Annotated in this window: 18 protein-coding genes; 8 read left to right on the top strand and 10 right to left on the bottom strand. The window is 65.9% G+C overall.

The features are described 5' to 3' along the window. Nucleotides 1-11: 11 nt before the first annotated feature. Genes E4K64_RS20065 through E4K64_RS20055 form a run of 3 tightly spaced genes read right to left on the bottom strand, consistent with a single transcriptional unit; the run spans nucleotide 12 to nucleotide 2,183 of the window. On the bottom strand, nucleotides 12-743 hold the full coding sequence (locus E4K64_RS20065) for an amino acid ABC transporter ATP-binding protein (RefSeq protein ID WP_135165067.1): 732 nt from the start codon (nucleotides 741-743) through the stop codon (nucleotides 12-14). Beyond that, complete coding sequence (locus E4K64_RS20060; RefSeq protein WP_135165066.1) at nucleotides 740-1,393, bottom strand: amino acid ABC transporter permease; 654 nt, start codon at nucleotides 1,391-1,393, stop codon at nucleotides 740-742. The genes E4K64_RS20065 and E4K64_RS20060 overlap by 4 nt, the downstream gene beginning before the upstream one ends. A gap of 31 nt (nucleotides 1,394-1,424) precedes the next feature. After that, entirely contained in the window at nucleotides 1,425-2,183 is a 759-nt protein-coding gene (locus E4K64_RS20055) for an ABC transporter substrate-binding protein (RefSeq protein WP_135165065.1), read from the bottom strand. 195 nt (nucleotides 2,184-2,378) lie between these two features. On the opposite strand from E4K64_RS20055, the gene E4K64_RS20050 reads away from it, so the two are divergent. Both E4K64_RS20050 and E4K64_RS20045 read left to right on the top strand, forming a co-directional pair. After that, nucleotides 2,379-3,023, top strand: a complete 645-nt coding sequence (locus E4K64_RS20050) for a helix-turn-helix domain-containing protein (RefSeq protein ID WP_167772147.1) — start codon at nucleotides 2,379-2,381, stop codon at nucleotides 3,021-3,023. Between the two features lie 65 nt (nucleotides 3,024-3,088). Next, the gene (locus E4K64_RS20045; protein WP_135165063.1) at nucleotides 3,089-3,646 is read left to right on the top strand and encodes an SMI1/KNR4 family protein; all 558 of its coding nucleotides are present in this window, start codon (nucleotides 3,089-3,091) and stop codon (nucleotides 3,644-3,646) included. A gap of 278 nt (nucleotides 3,647-3,924) precedes the next feature. On the opposite strand, the gene E4K64_RS20035 is transcribed toward E4K64_RS20045, so the two are convergent. Continuing rightward, on the bottom strand, nucleotides 3,925-5,190 hold the full coding sequence (locus E4K64_RS20035; RefSeq protein ID WP_135165062.1) for a D-amino acid dehydrogenase: 1,266 nt from the start codon (nucleotides 5,188-5,190) through the stop codon (nucleotides 3,925-3,927). A 70-nt stretch (nucleotides 5,191-5,260) separates the two neighbouring features. After that, nucleotides 5,261-6,589 carry an omega-aminotransferase AptA gene (gene aptA, locus E4K64_RS20030; protein ID WP_164718887.1) on the bottom strand — a complete coding sequence of 443 codons (1,329 nt, stop codon included), beginning with the start codon at nucleotides 6,587-6,589 and terminating at the stop codon, nucleotides 5,261-5,263. A 149-nt stretch (nucleotides 6,590-6,738) separates the two neighbouring features. Here aptA and E4K64_RS20025 point away from each other — a divergent pair, with 149 nt between their 5' ends. Continuing rightward, on the top strand, nucleotides 6,739-7,287 hold the full coding sequence (locus E4K64_RS20025) for a cupin domain-containing protein (protein WP_028134606.1): 549 nt from the start codon (nucleotides 6,739-6,741) through the stop codon (nucleotides 7,285-7,287). Between the two features lie 189 nt (nucleotides 7,288-7,476). Next, nucleotides 7,477-7,629, top strand: coding sequence for a hypothetical protein (locus E4K64_RS40430; protein ID WP_167772146.1), 153 nt, complete (start codon nucleotides 7,477-7,479; stop codon nucleotides 7,627-7,629). Between the two features lie 40 nt (nucleotides 7,630-7,669). Here the strand turns inward: E4K64_RS40430 and E4K64_RS20020 are convergent, their stop codons facing one another. Genes E4K64_RS20020 through E4K64_RS20010 form a run of 3 tightly spaced genes read right to left on the bottom strand, consistent with a single transcriptional unit; the run spans nucleotide 7,670 to nucleotide 11,473 of the window. Continuing rightward, on the bottom strand, nucleotides 7,670-9,931 hold the full coding sequence (locus tag E4K64_RS20020) for a xanthine dehydrogenase family protein molybdopterin-binding subunit (RefSeq protein WP_135165061.1): 2,262 nt from the start codon (nucleotides 9,929-9,931) through the stop codon (nucleotides 7,670-7,672). Next, entirely contained in the window at nucleotides 9,924-10,979 is a 1,056-nt protein-coding gene (locus E4K64_RS20015; protein ID WP_135165060.1) for an FAD binding domain-containing protein, read from the bottom strand. Before E4K64_RS20015 ends, E4K64_RS20020 begins: the two co-directional genes overlap by 8 nt. Then, nucleotides 10,976-11,473: a (2Fe-2S)-binding protein gene (locus E4K64_RS20010; RefSeq protein ID WP_126260126.1), complete on the bottom strand. Its 498-nt coding sequence runs from the start codon at nucleotides 11,471-11,473 to the stop codon at nucleotides 10,976-10,978. Before E4K64_RS20010 ends, E4K64_RS20015 begins: the two co-directional genes overlap by 4 nt. Nucleotides 11,474-11,724: 251 nt before the next feature. On the opposite strand from E4K64_RS20010, the gene E4K64_RS20005 reads away from it, so the two are divergent. Further along, nucleotides 11,725-12,357 (top strand): TetR/AcrR family transcriptional regulator, encoded by a 633-nt coding sequence (locus E4K64_RS20005; RefSeq protein WP_135165059.1) that lies wholly within the window; start codon nucleotides 11,725-11,727, stop codon nucleotides 12,355-12,357. Nucleotides 12,358-12,360: 3 nt separating this feature from the next. Here E4K64_RS20005 and E4K64_RS20000 read toward each other — a convergent pair whose 3' ends face one another. Then, nucleotides 12,361-13,266: a LysR family transcriptional regulator gene (locus tag E4K64_RS20000; RefSeq protein ID WP_167772145.1), complete on the bottom strand. Its 906-nt coding sequence runs from the start codon at nucleotides 13,264-13,266 to the stop codon at nucleotides 12,361-12,363. 94 nt (nucleotides 13,267-13,360) lie between these two features. Here E4K64_RS20000 and E4K64_RS19995 point away from each other — a divergent pair, with 94 nt between their 5' ends. Beyond that, entirely contained in the window at nucleotides 13,361-13,777 is a 417-nt protein-coding gene (locus tag E4K64_RS19995; protein WP_135165057.1) for a cupin domain-containing protein, read from the top strand. Between the two features lie 6 nt (nucleotides 13,778-13,783). Here E4K64_RS19995 and E4K64_RS19990 read toward each other — a convergent pair whose 3' ends face one another. Next, nucleotides 13,784-15,076: an MFS transporter gene (locus E4K64_RS19990; RefSeq protein ID WP_135165056.1), complete on the bottom strand. Its 1,293-nt coding sequence runs from the start codon at nucleotides 15,074-15,076 to the stop codon at nucleotides 13,784-13,786. Nucleotides 15,077-15,233: 157 nt separating this feature from the next. Here E4K64_RS19990 and E4K64_RS19985 point away from each other — a divergent pair, with 157 nt between their 5' ends. Together E4K64_RS19985 and E4K64_RS19980 are read left to right on the top strand one after the other, a co-directional pair. Then, entirely contained in the window at nucleotides 15,234-15,641 is a 408-nt protein-coding gene (locus tag E4K64_RS19985) for a hypothetical protein (RefSeq protein ID WP_235884717.1), read from the top strand. 76 nt (nucleotides 15,642-15,717) lie between these two features. Continuing rightward, nucleotides 15,718-16,002, top strand: coding sequence for a hypothetical protein (locus tag E4K64_RS19980; protein ID WP_135165054.1), 285 nt, complete (start codon nucleotides 15,718-15,720; stop codon nucleotides 16,000-16,002). Nucleotides 16,003-16,008 lie beyond the last annotated feature (6 nt).

The raw sequence follows: 16,008 nt of genomic DNA, 5'->3' as shown, positions 1-16,008 counted from the left end.
GCGAAGACCGGTCAGAGCGGATGCAGCACGCGGCGCAGGAAATCCTGCGTCCGCGGATGCTGGGGTTGATTGAGGACGGTCTTGGCTGCCCCTTGCTCGACGATGACACCGCCGTCGATGAACAGCACGCGGTCGGCGACGTCGCGGGCAAAGCCCATCTCGTGGGTGACGACGACCATGGTCATGCCGTCGTCGGCGAGCTTGCGCATCACGCCGAGCACGTCGCCGACCAGCTCGGGGTCGAGCGCCGAGGTCGGCTCGTCGAACAGGATGGCCTTCGGCTGCATCGCCAGCGCCCGCGCGATCGCGACGCGCTGCTGCTGGCCGCCGGAGAGCTGCGGCGGATGCGCATCGGCCTTCTCGGCGAGGCCGACCTGGGCGAGCAGCGCGCGGCCACGCTCCAGCGCCTGCGCCCGCGGCTCCTTCTTCACAAAGAGCGGCCCTTCGATCACGTTCTCCAGCGCCGTGCGATGCGGGAACAGGTTGAAGCGCTGGAACACCATCGAGACCTGGGTGCGGATGTTCACGATCGACGGCGCGTCGCGGTCGACCTTCAGGCCCTCGACGCTGATGTCACCGCGGTCGTAGCTTTCCAGCCCGTTGATGCAGCGCAGGATGGTGGACTTGCCGGAGCCGGAGGGACCGACGATGCAGACCACCTCGCCCTTCGCGACCGAAGCCGTGATGCCCTTGAGCACCTCGACCTTGCCGAAGCTCTTGTGGACGTCGCTCAGCTCGATCATCGCTTGCCGGCCCGCTTCTCGAAGTGACGGACCAGCAGGATCAGCGGAATGCTCATGGTGAGATACATCAGCGCCACCAGCGTGAACACGCTGGTGTTCTTGAAGGTCGAGGACGCGATCAGCTTGCCCTGCAGCGCGAGCTCGGCGACCGTGATGGTCGAGGCTTGCGACGAGTCCTTCAGCATCATGATCATGACGTTGCCGTAGGGCGGCAGCACGATGCGCACGGCCTGCGGCAGCACCACGCGGCGCATGGTGAGCCACCAGCCCATGCCGATCGACTGCGCCGCCTCGATCTGGCCCTTGTCGATCGCCTCGATGCCGGCCCGGAAGTTTTCAGCCTGGTAGGCCGAATAGGCAATGCCGAGCCCGAGGATCGCGGCCTGCAAGGCCGACAATGTGACGCCGAGATCGGGCATCACGAAGTAGAGATAGAATAACAGGACGATGATCGGGATGCCCCGGATCACGTTGATCAGGCTGGCGCTGAGCATCGACAGCGCCTTGATGCCGGAGACCCGCATCATCGCCCAGATCAGGCCAAGCACCGTCGAGAGCAGCAGCGAGCCGATGGTGACGACGATCGTCAGCGCGACGCCGTTCATCAGGATCGGGAAGAACTCGGCGGCGTCGTGCCAGAAGCCTTTCATCGCGCAGCCTTCATCGATCCGTCGCTAACGATCAGCCCTGTGCCTTCAGGCCCCATTTATCCAGGATCTTCGCGATGGTGCCGTTGGCCTTCAGCTTCGCCAGCGAGGCGTTGATCTTGCCGAGCAGCGCGGCTTCGCCCTTGCGCACGCCGATGCCGACCGAGCCGACCGTGACCGGCTTGTAGCCGTCGACGAGGCGCACCTCGGGGAAGCCGCCCTGCTTCAGATTGTAGGCGAGGATCGGATAATCGGCGTAGCCGGCCTTGAGGCGTCCGGTGTTCACGTCGCGCAGGATGTCGGGAATGGTGTCGTAGGCCTTCACCTCGGCGAACAGGCCGGATTTCTTCAGCGCGTCGACGAAGGCGGTGCCGACCTGCGCGCCGACGGTCTCGCCCTTGAGGTCGTCCTGCGTAGCATAGGCCTTGGTGTCGGTCTTCGGCACCACGAGGCCCTCGCCATAGCTGTAGATCGGGTCGGAGAAGTCGACGACCTCCTTGCGCGGCGGCGTGATGAACATCGCGGCGGCAATGATGTCGATCTTGCTCGAGGTCAGCGACGGGATCAGGGCCGAGAACTGCATCGGCTCGATCTGCACGTTGAAGCCGGCATCCTTGCCGACCTCGGTGATGAGATCGACCATGATGCCCTGAATGGTGTTGGTCTTGGTGTCGAGGAAAGTGAAGGGAATGCCGGTCGGGGTCGAGCCGACCTTCAGCACCTGCTGCGCCGAGGCCGGCACTACGGTTGCAATTGCGAGCGCCGCGACCGCGGCCAGACCAAAACGCTTCATCGCATCCCCCTTTGGGCCCGGCCGGTTGCGACGCTCGCGCATGTCGTGATCAGACGTTGTCTTGATCAGACGTTGCGGGCCACGCCGTTTCGGCCTATTTTCACCAATATGAAAATTTGGTCACACTTTCGCGGATGATGCAAGCGGTTTTCATGCACATGAAGGAAGCGGTTTGACGTGAGCGGTGGCAAAAGAATGCGCAGACCGGCCGCCGCAAAGCCGGTGAAGCGGGTGAAATCAAAAGCCGTGACCAAACCGGCCGAGCCCGCGATGGACGTCGCGGTCGGCCGCCGCATCCGGGATCTCAGGCGCGTCAGGCAATTCTCGCTGGAGACGGTCGCGGCGCGCACCGAGCTTTCGATCGGCTTTCTCAGCCAGATCGAGCGCGGGCTGTCATCGCCGTCGCTGCGCGTGCTGGCGACGCTCGCCGACGTGCTCGGCGTCGGCATCGCGGCCTTGTTCGGCGCCAGCCCGAACGCCGACGGCGTCTCCGACCAGGTGGTGACGCGCGGGCTGCAGCGCCCGGAGCTGAAGCTCTGGCGCACCGGCGTGTCCAAGCAGCTGCTGAGCCCGGCGAGCAGCGACAACAGGCTCAACCTGTTCCTGGTGCATCTGGAGCCCGGCGGCTCCACCGGCGACGAGCTCTACACCCATGACGGCGAGGAAGCCGGCCTCGTGCTCGAAGGCGAGATGCTGCTGACGGTGGACAGCGAGACCTGGTCGCTGAAGACCGGCGACAGCTTTCGCTTTGCCAGCCGCCGGCCGCATCGGTTTTCGAATCCGGCGAACGATGCGAAGGCCGTGGTGCTGTGGGTGAATTGCGTGACGGGGACGGCGTAGTTTGCCGCCGTTCCCCTCTTCACGCATACTACGAGGGCATTCCACAAGGCTAAGGTCCCTCGTCGATGGATGACCTCATCATTGCTGCGATCCGACGACGGCTGAAGACTGATGTTACAGATCTGGGTCGAACTCCGCGCACGGGGCTGATTCCCACTAATGCAGGCGATATCGCCGATGACGAGGAGCACCTCCGCTTCCGGCTGCCGGCGCTTTTGAAGCGGATTTACGCAGAGATCGGGAATGGAGGATTCGGACCTGGATATGGACTCATCGGTTTGACGAACGGAGTTCCCGACGATACCGACAAGACCGCTGTTGCGCTTTACGAGGTCTATCGAAGCGCGCCGGAGCTAAGATGGCCCCATGGCCTGCTACCGATCTGCCATTGGGGATGCGCCATCTATTCTTGCATCGATTGTCTGGATCCGGCTTCAAGGATGCAGATTTTCGATCCGAACGAGCACGATGGAGACGACTGGACCGACGCATTCTTCGAGGACTCTCCCAGTTTCGAGGACTGGATCAGATCGTGGGCGTCCGGCGTCAATCTTTGGGACAAGATGTACGGCGATGATGGCCACATCGCCCGCATCATCTCTGCGCGTCGGAAGCGACCTTGATCCCGCGAAACGCGGGCTCGACCCGTCATCCTGAGGCGCGGGACGCAACGCGTCCCGCGGAAAGCCTCGAAGGATGCACGGCCGCGATGCAGCCGGGCCGTCGCCCTTCGAGGGCCGCTGAAGAAGCGGCCACCTCAGGGTGACGGTGATAGATTTGGACGCACGTCACCTCCACACCGTCATTGCGAGCGCAGCGAAGCAATCCAGAGATGCATCCTCGGAGACAGTCTGGATTGCTTCGTCGCAAGAGCTCCTCGCAATGACGCGGGGAGAGAGTCTTACCCGAAGCGGTGATTATACCGGTCCACCGTCAGCGCACTCACGTCAATGTCCGGCTTCTTGCCCGACAGCATGTCGGCGAGCACGCGTCCCGAGCCGCAGGACATGGTCCAGCCGAGCGTACCGTGGCCGGTGTTGAAATGGAGATTGGCGTATTGGGTCGGACCGATCACGGGCGGGCCGTCCGGCGTCATCGGGCGCAGGCCGCTCCAGAATGTCGCTTTAGCGAGATCGCCGCCGCGCGGGAACAGGTCGGTCAGCGAATGATCGAGCGTGGCACGGCGCGCGTCATAGAGCTTGTCCGAATAGCCGGAGATTTCCGCGGTGCCGCCGACGCGGATGCGATTGCCGAGCCGCGTGATCGCGACCTTGTAGCTTTCGTCCATCACGGTCGATTCCGGCGCGCCGGAGGCGTCCTTGATCGGCACCGTGATCGAATAGCCTTTCACCGGATAGACCGGCAGCGAGATGCCGAGTGGGGCTGCGAGCCGCGACGACCAGCTGCCGAGCGCGAGCACGTAGGCGTCGGCCTGCAGCAGGCCGGCGCTGGTCGAAACGCCGCTGACGCGGGCGCCCTCGGTGACGATACGGTCGATCGAGGTGTTGAACATGAAGCGCACGCCGAGCGCTTCGGCATGCTTGGCCAGCGCCTGCGTGAACATGTGGCAATCGCCGGTTTCGTCCTGCGGCAGGCGCAGCCCGCCGACGAACTTCTCCTTGACGCCTGATAGCGCCGGCTCGACCGCGATGCAGCCCTCGCGGCTCAGCACCTCGAAGGGCACGCCATATTGCTTGAGCACGGCGATGTCCTCGGCGGTGCCGTCGAGCTGGGCCTGGTAGCGGAACAGCTGCAGCGTGCCTTGCGAGCGCTCGTCATATTGAATGCCGATGTCGCGGCGCAGGTCGCGCAAGGAATCGCGGCTGTACTCCGCGATCGGAATCATCCGGCTCTTGTTGATCGCGTAGCGCGCGCTGGTGCAGTTGCGCAGCATCTTGAGCAGCCAGACCCACATCACGGGATCGAGCTTCGGCCGGATCACCAGCGGGCCGTGCTTCATCAACAGCCACTTGACCGCCTTCACCGGCACGCCGGGGCCGGCCCATGGCGAGGAATAGCCGGGCGAGACCTCGCCGGCATTGGCAAAGGAGGTCTCCAGCGCCGGCTCGGGTTGACGGTCGACGACCGTCACCTCGTGGCCGGCACGTGCGAGGTAGTATGCAGAGGTGACACCGATGACACCGCTGCCGAGGATCAGAACTTTCACGCTTGGTCAAACTCCCGCGGTATCACGCTCGCCGCTGCAAGGACACAACTCGCAACGGCGAGAGCAATTATCAGGCCACCTTCTTGATGGCGTCGCCGAGGATCGAGACCATCTGGTCGATATGGCTCTTCTCGACGATGAGCGGAGGCGACATCGCGAAGCTGTCGCCGCTCATGCGCAGGTAAAGGCCGGTGTTGAAGCAGTCGACCATGACGTCGTAGCCGCGCGCGCCGACGACACCGTCGCGCGGCGCCAGCTCGACCGCACCCATCAGGCCGCAATTGCGGATGTCGACGACGTTCGGCAGACCCTTGAGCGAATGCAGCGCATCGCGCCAATATTCGGCGATCGAGGCACCACGCGTCAGCAGCCCCTCGTCCTTGTAGATGTCGAGCGTCGCGATGCCCGCGGCGCAGGCGGTCGGATGCGCCGAATAGGTGTAGCCGTGGAACAGCTCCATCTGGTTCTCGGGGCCGACCATCAGTCCGTCATGCACCTTGCGGCTCGCAAACACTGCGCCGCAGGGAATCGTGCCGTTGGTGATGCCCTTGGCGGTCGTCATCAGGTCCGGCGTGACGCCGAAGAAATTGGCGGCGAACGGCGTGCCGAGACGGCCGAAGCCGGTGATGACCTCGTCGAAGATCAGGAGGATGCCATGCTTGTCGCAGATCTCGCGCAGGCGCTGCAGATAGCCCTTCGGCGGCGGCAGCACCGCGGTCGAACCCGGCACCGGCTCGACGATGACGGCGGCGATGGTCTCGGCGCCGTGCAGGGCGACCAGACGCTCGAGATCGTCGGCGAGCTCGGCGCCATGCTCCGGCTGATCCTTGGCGAAGGCGTTGCGGCCGAGGTCATGGGTATGGCGGATGTGGTCGACGCCCGGCAGCAGGGTGGTAAAGGCGCGGCGGTTGGCGACCATGCCGCCGACCGAGGTGCCGCCGAAGCCGACGCCGTGATAGCCGCGCTCGCGGCCGATCAGGCGGGTGCGGCTGGCCTGGCCGGTGGCGCGGTGATAGGCGAGCGCGATCTTCAGCGCGGTGTCGACCGACTCGGAGCCGGAATTGGTGAAGAAGACGCGGTCGAGGCCCTTCGGCGCGATCTCGGCGAGCCGCTCGGCGAAGTCGAACGCCAGCGGATGGCCCATCTGGAACGACGGCGCGAAGTCCAGCGTCATGAGCTGGCGTTCGACCGCGGCGGCGATCTGCTTGCGGCCGTGGCCGGCATTGACGCACCAGAGGCCGGCGGAGCCGTCGATCACCTTGCGGCCGTCGACGGTGGTGTAGTGCATGCCCTCGGCCGAGGAGAACAGGCGCGGCGCCTTCTTGAATTGCCGGTTGGCCGTGAACGGCATCCAGAACGAGTCGGTCTTGATAGTGTTCGGAATCTGATGAAGGGTCACGGCCGCGCTCCTGTGCTGACGTGCTAGCAGAGGCACGCCTTGAGATGCGCAACAAGTCCTTTTCTGTTGCGCCACAACCCATTGATTTGTCTGGGGCTGCCGGTCCATATTTGCGCGATCCGCAACACCTGCAACACGGGATCCGGGCCATGAGCGTCGACATCGGTGGACGGCTGCGATTCATCCGGGCGCGCCACAAGCTGTCGCAGCGCGAGCTGGCCAAGCGCGCCGGGGTCACCAATTCGACGATCTCGCTGATCGAATCCAACCAGATGAACCCCTCGGTCGGCGCCCTCAAGCGCATCCTCGACGGCATCCCGATGGGGCTCGCCGAATTCTTCGCACTGGAGCCGGAGTCCAGGCGCAAGATCTTCTACCGGGCCGAAGAGCTCACCGAGGTCGGCAAGAAGCCGATCTCCTACCGTCAGATCGGCGACAATCTGTTCGGCCGCAATCTGCAGATCCTCAAGGAACGTTACGAGCCCGGCAGCGACACCGGCCGCGTCCACCTCGTCCATGAGGGCGAGGAAGGCGGCATCGTGATCTCGGGCAAGCTCGAAGTCACCGTCGAGGACGAGCGCCGCATTCTCAACCCGGGCGATGCCTATTATTTCGAGAGCCGCCGGCCGCACCGGTTCCGCTGCGTCGGCGGCAAGCCGTGCGAGGTGATCTCGGCCTGCACGCCGCCGACGTTCTGAAGGGCAAACAGCCGCATCCGGGAGGATACGGGGCCCTGCCTTTTCTGAAGCAGATTGAGCCATCTCAATTTCCGCGGGCTCAACCGCTCTATATTCGGAAACGTAGCCGAGCAGCCTGGCGCAAAGGTGCTGAGGTTATGGCCCCGGACTCCTGGGCTCTCCGGGGCCGCTTCGTAACGGAGCTCGCTCATGAAGATCACCCTCGCCAATGCCGAAGCCGCACTCCACGACGTGCTGAGCGACGCCGACCAGCTCCACTCGCGAGAGCTGCGCGCGGCCCTCGAGAAATACGTCGCGGCGCTACGAGAGCAGATCAAGACCCTCCGCAAGATGCTGAACTGACACCCGGCGGCGCGAGGAGACCTCGCCTCGCCTGCCCGCCTCAGCGCGGCGTCAGCAGCTCCTCGATCCGGATCGGGAACTTGCGGACACGGACGCCGGTCGCATGCCAGACCGCGTTGGCGACCGCGCCGGCACTGCCGGTGATGCCGATCTCGCCGACGCCCTTGATGCCGAGCGCGTTGACGTGCGGGTCGTGCTCCTCGACCGTGATCACGTCGAGCGGCGGCACGTCGGCATTCACGGGAACGTGGTACTCGCCGAGATTGGCATTCATGATGCGGCCGGTACGGCGATCGGTAATCGCCTCCTCGTGCAGCGCAAACGACAGGCCCCAGATCATGCCGCCGAACAGCTGGCTCTGCACCATGCGCGGATTGACGATCCGCCCGGCGGCAAACGCCCCCACCATGCGGCTGACACGGACCTGGCCGAGCTCGGGATCGACCTTCACCTCCGCGAACACCGCGCCATGGGCATGCATGGCATATTCCTCCATCGCGGCAGGATTCGGCGCTCCGGTGCCGCGGGCCTCGACCTCAGCGACGCCGGCGCGCGCCAGGATTTCGGCGTAGCTCTCGCCGCGGCTCTCGTCGTCGCGCCGGACCAGCCTTCCGTCGCGCGCGATCACGCCGGCATTGCCGGCGCCGAACAGCGGCGAGCGCTCGTCACCGGTGGCGAGATCGGCGAGCTTGGCGATCACGGCCGCGCCGGCGCTGTGGATCGCAGCACCGGCCGTGGCCGTATGCGCGGAGCCGCCGGCGATGCCGGCATCGGGCAGATCGGACGTCCCCGCCTTGAACTCGACCCGCGCGATATCGAGGCCGACGGCATCAGCCGCGATCTGGGCCAGCGCGGTCCAGGCGCCCTGCCCCATGTCGTGCGCGCCGATCTCCATCACGCCCGAGCCGTCGCGCCGGATCGCCGCGCGCGCTTCCGCCTGGAACATCAGCGCCGGGAAGGTCGCCGTGCCCATGCCCCAGCCGACCAGAAGGCCGGCATCGTCGCGCATCTGCCGCGGCTGCAGCGAACGCTTGGCCCAGCCGAAGCGCGCTGCGCCCTGCTCATAACAGGCCAGAAGCGCCTTTGAAGAAAACGGCTTGCCGCTGATCGGCTCGACCTCGGCGTAGTTCTTCAGGCGGAACGCCAGCGGATCCATGCCGCAGGCCCAGGCCATCTCGTCGATCGCGCTCTCCAGCGCAATCGAGCCTGTCGCCTCGCCGGGCGCCCGCATGAACAGCGGTGTTCCCGTGTGGACACGTACGGCGTCATGCGAGGTGCGGATCGCGGGTGCCGCATAGAGCGTGTGCGAGGCATCGGCCGCGGGCTCGTAGAAATCGTCGAATGTGCTCGACACGGTCCGCGCATGGTGATCGAGCGCGGTCAGACGTCCCTCGCCGTCGACGCCGAGGCGCAGGCGCTGACGCGTCGGCGCGCGATGGCCGACCGGGCCGTACATCTGCTCACGGCGCAGCACCAGCTTGACCGGCCTGCCGACCAGCTTCGCCGCCATGATGCCGAGCACCGGCGGACCGCCCATCAGCCCCTTCGAGCCGAACCCGCCGCCGAGGAAGGGACTGCGGATATGGATCTTGTCGTGCGCGATGCCGAACAGTTCGGCAATGCGCGCGAGCGACAGCTTCAGACCCTGGGTCGGCATGTCCACCGATAGGCTGTCGCCATCCCAGCTTGCGACGATCCCATGCGGCTCCATCGCGTTGTGATATTGCGGCGGCGTCTCGTATGTCGCGTCGATCCGCTTCTCGGCCGAGGCAAGGCCAGCCTCGACATCGCCGCGGTGAATTTCGGTGGGATTGCCGACGCCGACGACCGGCGGCACGAAACTCTCGCCGGCGTCGAGCCCCACCAGCGGAGGCAGGGTTTCGTAGCGCGGCGCCAGCAGCGCCGCGCCTTCCGTCGCCGCCTCCAGCGTTTCCGCGATCACGACCGCGATGGGCTGGTTGGCGTAGCGGACTTCGTTGCTCTGCAACGCCTCCATCCGGAACACGAACGGATTGGTCTTGATCTCCGGATCGATCGCGAGCTGCGGCTTGTGCTCCGGCGTCATGACATCGACCACGCCGGGATGGCGCTTGGCCGCGGCGACATCGAGCGAGATCACACGGCCATGCGAAATGCCGGCGACGGCCGTCACCGCATAGAGCATGCCGGGCGGATGATTGTCGGCGGCATAGGTCGCCTGCCCCGTGACCTTGAGGACGCCGTCACGGCGGGTCAGCGGTTGGCCGATGTTCGAACCGTGCCTGATATGGGCGGGTGCGCTGGTGAGATTGAGCTCAGGCATGGATGGCTCCGGTCGTCGAGGCAAAGGGAGACGCCGGCAGCGCCGGCATGCGCGCGGGCGTACCGGCGGCGGCGAGGGTCAGCGCGCGCACGACGATGCGGCGCGCGAGCTCGATCTTGAAGGCATTGTCGCCGGACGGCTTTGCGTCGGTCAGCGCACGCCGGGCGGCCTCCTGGAAGACATCTGCCGCGGGCGCGACGCCCCTCAGCACGTCCTCCGCGGCGCGGGCCCGCCAGGGCTTTGCGGCAACGCCGCCGAGCGCGAGCCGGGCTTCCGCGATCTTGCCGTTCTCGATCCGCAATGCGGCGGCGGCCGAGACGACTGCAAAGGCATAGGAGGTGCGCTCGCGGACCTTGAGGTAGCGTGCGTGCGCCGCAAACGCGTGCGCCGCCGGCGGCAGGCGCACCGCGACGATGAGGTCGCCGGGCTCGAGCACGGACTCGCGCGCGGGCGTGTCGCCGGGCAGACGATGCAGCTCGTCGAGCGCGATCTCGCGATGGCCGCCCCTGCCCTCGATCTCGACCATGGCGTCGAGCGCGACCAGCGGCACGCAGAAGTCGGACGGATGCGTGGCGATGCAATTCTCGCTCCAGCCGAGCACGGCGTGGGTGCGGTTCTCGCCCTCGCTGGCATCGCATCCGCTGCCGGCCTCGCGCTTGTTGCAACGGCTGGCGGTGTCGTAGAAATACGCGCAGCGCGTTCGTTGCAACAGGTTGCCGCCGACCGTTGCGGCATTGCGCAATTGCGCGGAAGCGCCGGAGAGCAGCGCCTCGGCGACGGCCGGATAGGACTTTGCAAAGGCCGGATCATGCGCGAGATCGGCATTGCTCACCAGCGCCCCGATGCGCAACGAACCGTCGGCGAGAGTCTCGATGGCGTCGAGCCCGTCGAGATGGGTGACGTCGACCAGGCGATCCGGACGGCTGACGCCGCCTTTCATCAGATCGAGCAGATTGGTGCCGGCGGCGAGATAGGCGGCGCCGGGCTGGGCTGCGGCGGCGACGGCCTCGGCGACCGTGGCGGGCCTGATGTACTCGAACGGTTTCATGCCGAGCGCCTCTGGTTGGATTGGTCCATCTGTCCTTGCGCATCGAGCACGGCATCGACGATGCCGGCATAGGCGCCGCAGCGGCAGAGATTGCCGCTCATGCATTCGCGGATGCGCTCGGGATCGTTGCCGGCCTGCGCTTCCTGCATCATGCCGATCGCGCTCATGATCTGGCCGGGCGTGCAGAAGCCGCATTGAAAGCCGTCATGGGCGATGAAGGCGGCCTGCACCGGGTGCAGCTGGTCGCCGCGCGCAACGCCCTCGATGGTGAGGATGTCGGCGCCGTCATGGCTGATGGCGAGCGCGAGACAGGAATTGATGCGCTTGCCGTCGACCAGAATGGTGCAGGCGCCGCACTGGCCGCGATCGCATCCCTTCTTGGTTCCGGTGAGATGGAGGCGCTCACGCAGGAGATCGAGCAGCGTGACGCGCGGATCGTCGAGGACGAAGTCGCGCCGCGCACCGTTCACGGTGAGGCTGATGGAGTGGTTCATACAAGGCTCCGATCAGATTTGGACATGAGTCATCGCGTAGCGCGCCACCGCCGTGGCCGCCGTCGATATGCGTCGGCCAGGCGGAAGCCGGCCAACAGCCAAGCGAAGATACGGAGGCACCCTCCGTTTAACAAGGGCCGGCCGAAAATATTTGGAATTGGTCAAAAGCCACTGCGCCACCAACGCGATGCAGCCCTGCGCAGGTCCGGCGAGGGTTCAATCTAACCAATTCGTGATCTACATTGCGCGCCATGGACGACCACACCGACCAGATTCGGAAGCCCCGCGCCGATGCCGTGCGCAACCGCGAGCGCGTGCTCGAAGCGGCCAAGGCCGTGTTCAATGCGGGCGGCCCCGAGGCCAGCCTCGAGGCCGTGGCCAAACGTGCCGGCGTGGGGATCGGCACGCTCTATCGGCATTTTCCGACGCGCGAGGCATTGTTCGAGGCGGTGTATCGCCGTGAGGTCGAGCAGCTCAGCGAGTTGGCCGAGCAACTGAAGAACGCGAAAGATCCCGTGGCGGCGCTGCGGCGCTGGCTGCACTCAGGTGTCGAATTTGTTGCGACCAAGAAGGGAATGATGGCCGCCTTGGCGCTCGCGGTGCAGAGCGGATCGGAGCTTCATGCCTTCTCGTTCGACCGGCTGACCAAGGCGATCGGCTCGCTGCTGGATCGCGCGGTCGCGGCCGGCGGAATGCGCGCCGACATCAGCCCGGAGGATCTGCTGCGCGCGTTCTTCGGCATGTGCTACGTGCACGACCAGGCCGGCTGGCAGGCGACGGCGCTCCGCCTGCTTGACGTCTTCATCGATGGGCTGCGCGTGCGGCCCAAGATCAAGGAGCGGGCTGCCAGGCGGACGAGCCCCGCCGCAAAGCGGAAGCGGTAGGGATCATCCTGTCAGGATGGGCTTCAGCGCCTCGCGCTGGAGCACGATGAAGTCGAAGAACGCCGCGATCCGCGGCACGCGCCTGAGATCCGGATGCGTCAGGATACGCCAGCTCCGGGTCAATTCCGGGATAGGCCCGAGCACGCGTACGAGGTCGGGCTCAGCGTCTCCAAGCGCGATCGGAAGCGGCCCGATGCCGACCCCAGACTTGATCGCAGAGACAAGGCCGAGCACGCTGTTGATGCGTGCAGACATCCGGGCATCCGGCGCAACCTCCTTCAACCATTTGACGGCACGGTGATTGGCCAGCGATTCGTCCAGGCCAACCAGCAGATGTCCCGCGAGGTCCTTGGTATGCTGCGGCTTGCCGTGCCGTTCGAGATAGTCGCGGCTGCCGTAGACAGCCCAGATGGACTCGGCGATCTTGCGCCCGACGAGTTCATCATCGGTATCGCCTGATCGGAAGGCGACGTCGACCTCGCCCTTGGACAGGTCGAGATAGCGATCGCTCATCACGAACTCGACCCGGAGCGAAGGATGCTGCGCGTGAAAAGCCTCGATCAGGCCTGATTGGATCAGCCGGGCAACAATGGGCTCCGGGCAGGTCACGCGGATCACACCCTTCATGTCCTGCTCGACATCGCCGGCCCTGCGCCTGAAGTCTCCGATGGTGGCTTCGACGCGCTCGGCATACGGCAACATCGCCAGGCCAAACTCGGTCAGGCGGTAACCCGTCTGCTGACGCGTCACCAGCGCGCGTTCGAGCCGCCTTTCGAGTTCATCGAGCCGGCGATGCACGGTCGACTGGCTGACGCCGAGTGCCTTACCGGCGGCGATCGTGCTGCCGTGGCGCGCGACCGCCAGGAAATATTTGAGGTCGTTCCAGTCGAACATAGACGGATTATGCACTTCTGCGGCCGGCACCCGCAATGTTGCGGCTCCCGGGCCTGAGCGACCGCTCCTAGGCTGGTGCACATTCGCGATATTGAAATGGAGCCCGAACATGCGCCCTCACCTCGTCCTCAGCACCGCAATAGTGCTGGGCTGGACTGCCGCAGCCGTCGCCCAGAGCCACGATACACATGGCGTCACCAAACCAAATCTGGTGCTGCAGCAAGTGGTTGAGGGGCTGCCGAAGGACGAGAGGCAATCGGTGAGGGTGATGACGGCGTCATTCAAGCCGGGCGACAAGACCGTTTATCACACGCACCGTTACCCCGTGACTGTGTACGTGCTCGAAGGCGCGTTCACCCTGGAGCTGGCCGGCAAACCGCCGCTTACGGTTAAGGCGGGCGAGGCCCTGGTCGAACCGCCCAGCGTACCGATGACCGGCTACAACCGCACCAGCGGAGAGACGAAGGTCGTCATCTTCTACGTCAGCGCGGTCGATACGCCCTTCCTCGACCCGCTTGCCCCCTAACGAAATTTAGGTCGCAAAACCCGGGCCCGCCTTCGCCGAACTAATCCGCGAGCGGATCAGGAGCAGCACGACGATGCCGATGTTGAGCGCGTTCCAGGCCACGCCGTTGGCGAACGCCGCGGCGTAGGAGCCGGTGGCATCGAAGATCACGCCCGACACCCAGCCGCCGAAGGACATGCCGAACACCGAGGCGAAGATCACGATGCCGACGCGCGTCGCCGCCTCGCTCGCCGGCATCGCCTCGCGCACGATGATGGCGTAGCTCGGCACGATGCCGCCCTGGAACAGGCCGAACATCGCGGAGATGAGATAGAGCGAGGCGAGGCTGTCGAAGAACAGATAGAACACCAGCGCAAACCCCTGCGCCAGCGATCCCACCAGCAGCGTGTGGATGCCGCCGATCTTGTCGGCGAGATAGCCGGAGCCGATCCGGCTGACGATGCCGCAGCCCATCATCAAGGACAGCATCTCGGCGCCGCGCGCCACGCCATAGCCGAGATCGCCGCAATAGGCGACGATGTGCACCTGCGGCATCGCCATGGCGACGCAGCAGGAGATGCTGGCGATCGAGAGCAGCACGGTCAGCGTGTTGGTCGACAGCTTGAGATCGACGCGGGGCGGCGGCGCGTTGGCATGGTCGCGGACATGGTCGTCGCCCATCTGCGCGCGCAGGACGAGGACCAGAAGCGCCATCGTGCTGGCGCAGACGATGCCGATGCCGATATGGGTGTAGCGCCAGCCGATCGTCTCGGTGCCCCAGCTCACGATCGGCGGCCACATCGTTCCCGCGACATAATTGCCGCTGGCGACGATGGTCACGGCAAGGCCGCGATAGCGCTCGAACCAATGCGAGGCTTCCGCCATCAGCGGCGCGAAGGTCGCCGAGGTGCCGAGGCCGATCAGGAAATAGGCGGCGACGAACTGCCAGAGCTGGGTCGACAGGCCCGCGAGCACATTGGCGATGCCGAGAAAGGCGATGCTGATCGCCATCGCGAGCACGATGCCGAACCGGTCGGTGATCTTGCCGGCGATCACCCCGCCGAGCCCGAAACCGAACATCATCAGCGTGAAGGCGAGCGACACGGCGCCGCGCGTGGCCCCGAATTCGGTCTGCACGATCGGAATCACGACCACGACCGCCCACATGCCGACGGCGCCGATCGAGCCGATGACGAGCGCAAGCACGAGGCGCACCCAGGCCTGACGCGAATCAGGCGTGAAGGCGGCCGGTCTCTGTCCTGGATGATTTGGCGCAAGCACGGCGGGACCATGTTCGCTGGGCGCTTTATGGTCAAGCATCGTGGCGCGATATTGGGCATGCGCGGTGCACTGCGGTAACAAGATGCTTGGCGGCTGCCCCGTTTGCGATTAGCTTGCAATCGGCGCAGGCACCATCGCCGCGCGGGAACCTGACGACGCAATGTTGCTGCGATTGAGACGATCGGTACGGATCAAGGTGGGGCGCCTCCTGGCCCTCGCCTATCTGTTCTGCGTGCTCGCGCCAGCAGCGGGCCTCGCCTGGAGCAACGGCCCGGCGCCCTGCCTCGATGAGGCCGTGATGGCGGACGCCGTGCCGGCGCATCATCAGATGCCTGCCGGCCACGGACATGATGCCACCTCGCATCAGCACGCCGGACCGCACTCGCATCACCAGACCGCCGAACGGGATACGCCGGCGCCGCATCATCATGGCGGCAAGGGAACGGCCGGCCCCTGCTGCGCGATGATGTGCGTGAGCGCGCTGCCGGCCGATCTGCCCAGCGTCGCCATGCCGCCTCTGCCCGTCACCGCCTGTGCGCCGGAGATCGTGGCCAGCCTGCACAGCGCGGCGCCGCCCCAGCACTACCGCCCTCCCATCGCCTGATCTGACGCGACGATTTCGGGCCGTTGCGCGCTCTCCGCGCGCGCGGGCCTGTGGTCCTTCAGATCAGGGATGAATCATGCTGACGCTTTCCGGGGCGGAGTCCGCCGCGATGTCCGCGGTGCGCGGACGACACTTTCGATTCTATTGGCCGCTGTTGGCCCTGGTTGCGCTGGCGCTGTCCGGCTGCATGCCGGCCACCACGCAGGTCGCGGCCGCCGATCCTGCCGATCCGGCGGCGAAGGTCGCGCCGGTCGGCTATCGGTCGACCATCGCGCCCTACACCAGCCTGCGGCCGGCCACGCCCGCGCCATGGCGCGAGCGCAACGGCGCCGTCACGCCGCAACCGAAGCAGGACCGGTAGGAGCGC

Origin of the sequence: Bradyrhizobium frederickii, assembly GCF_004570865.1 — a bacterium.
Lineage (GTDB): Bacteria > Pseudomonadota > Alphaproteobacteria > Rhizobiales > Xanthobacteraceae > Bradyrhizobium > Bradyrhizobium frederickii.
The sequence above is the reverse complement of the archived record's forward strand: the minus strand, read 5'-3'. Positions and strand labels throughout refer to the sequence as shown.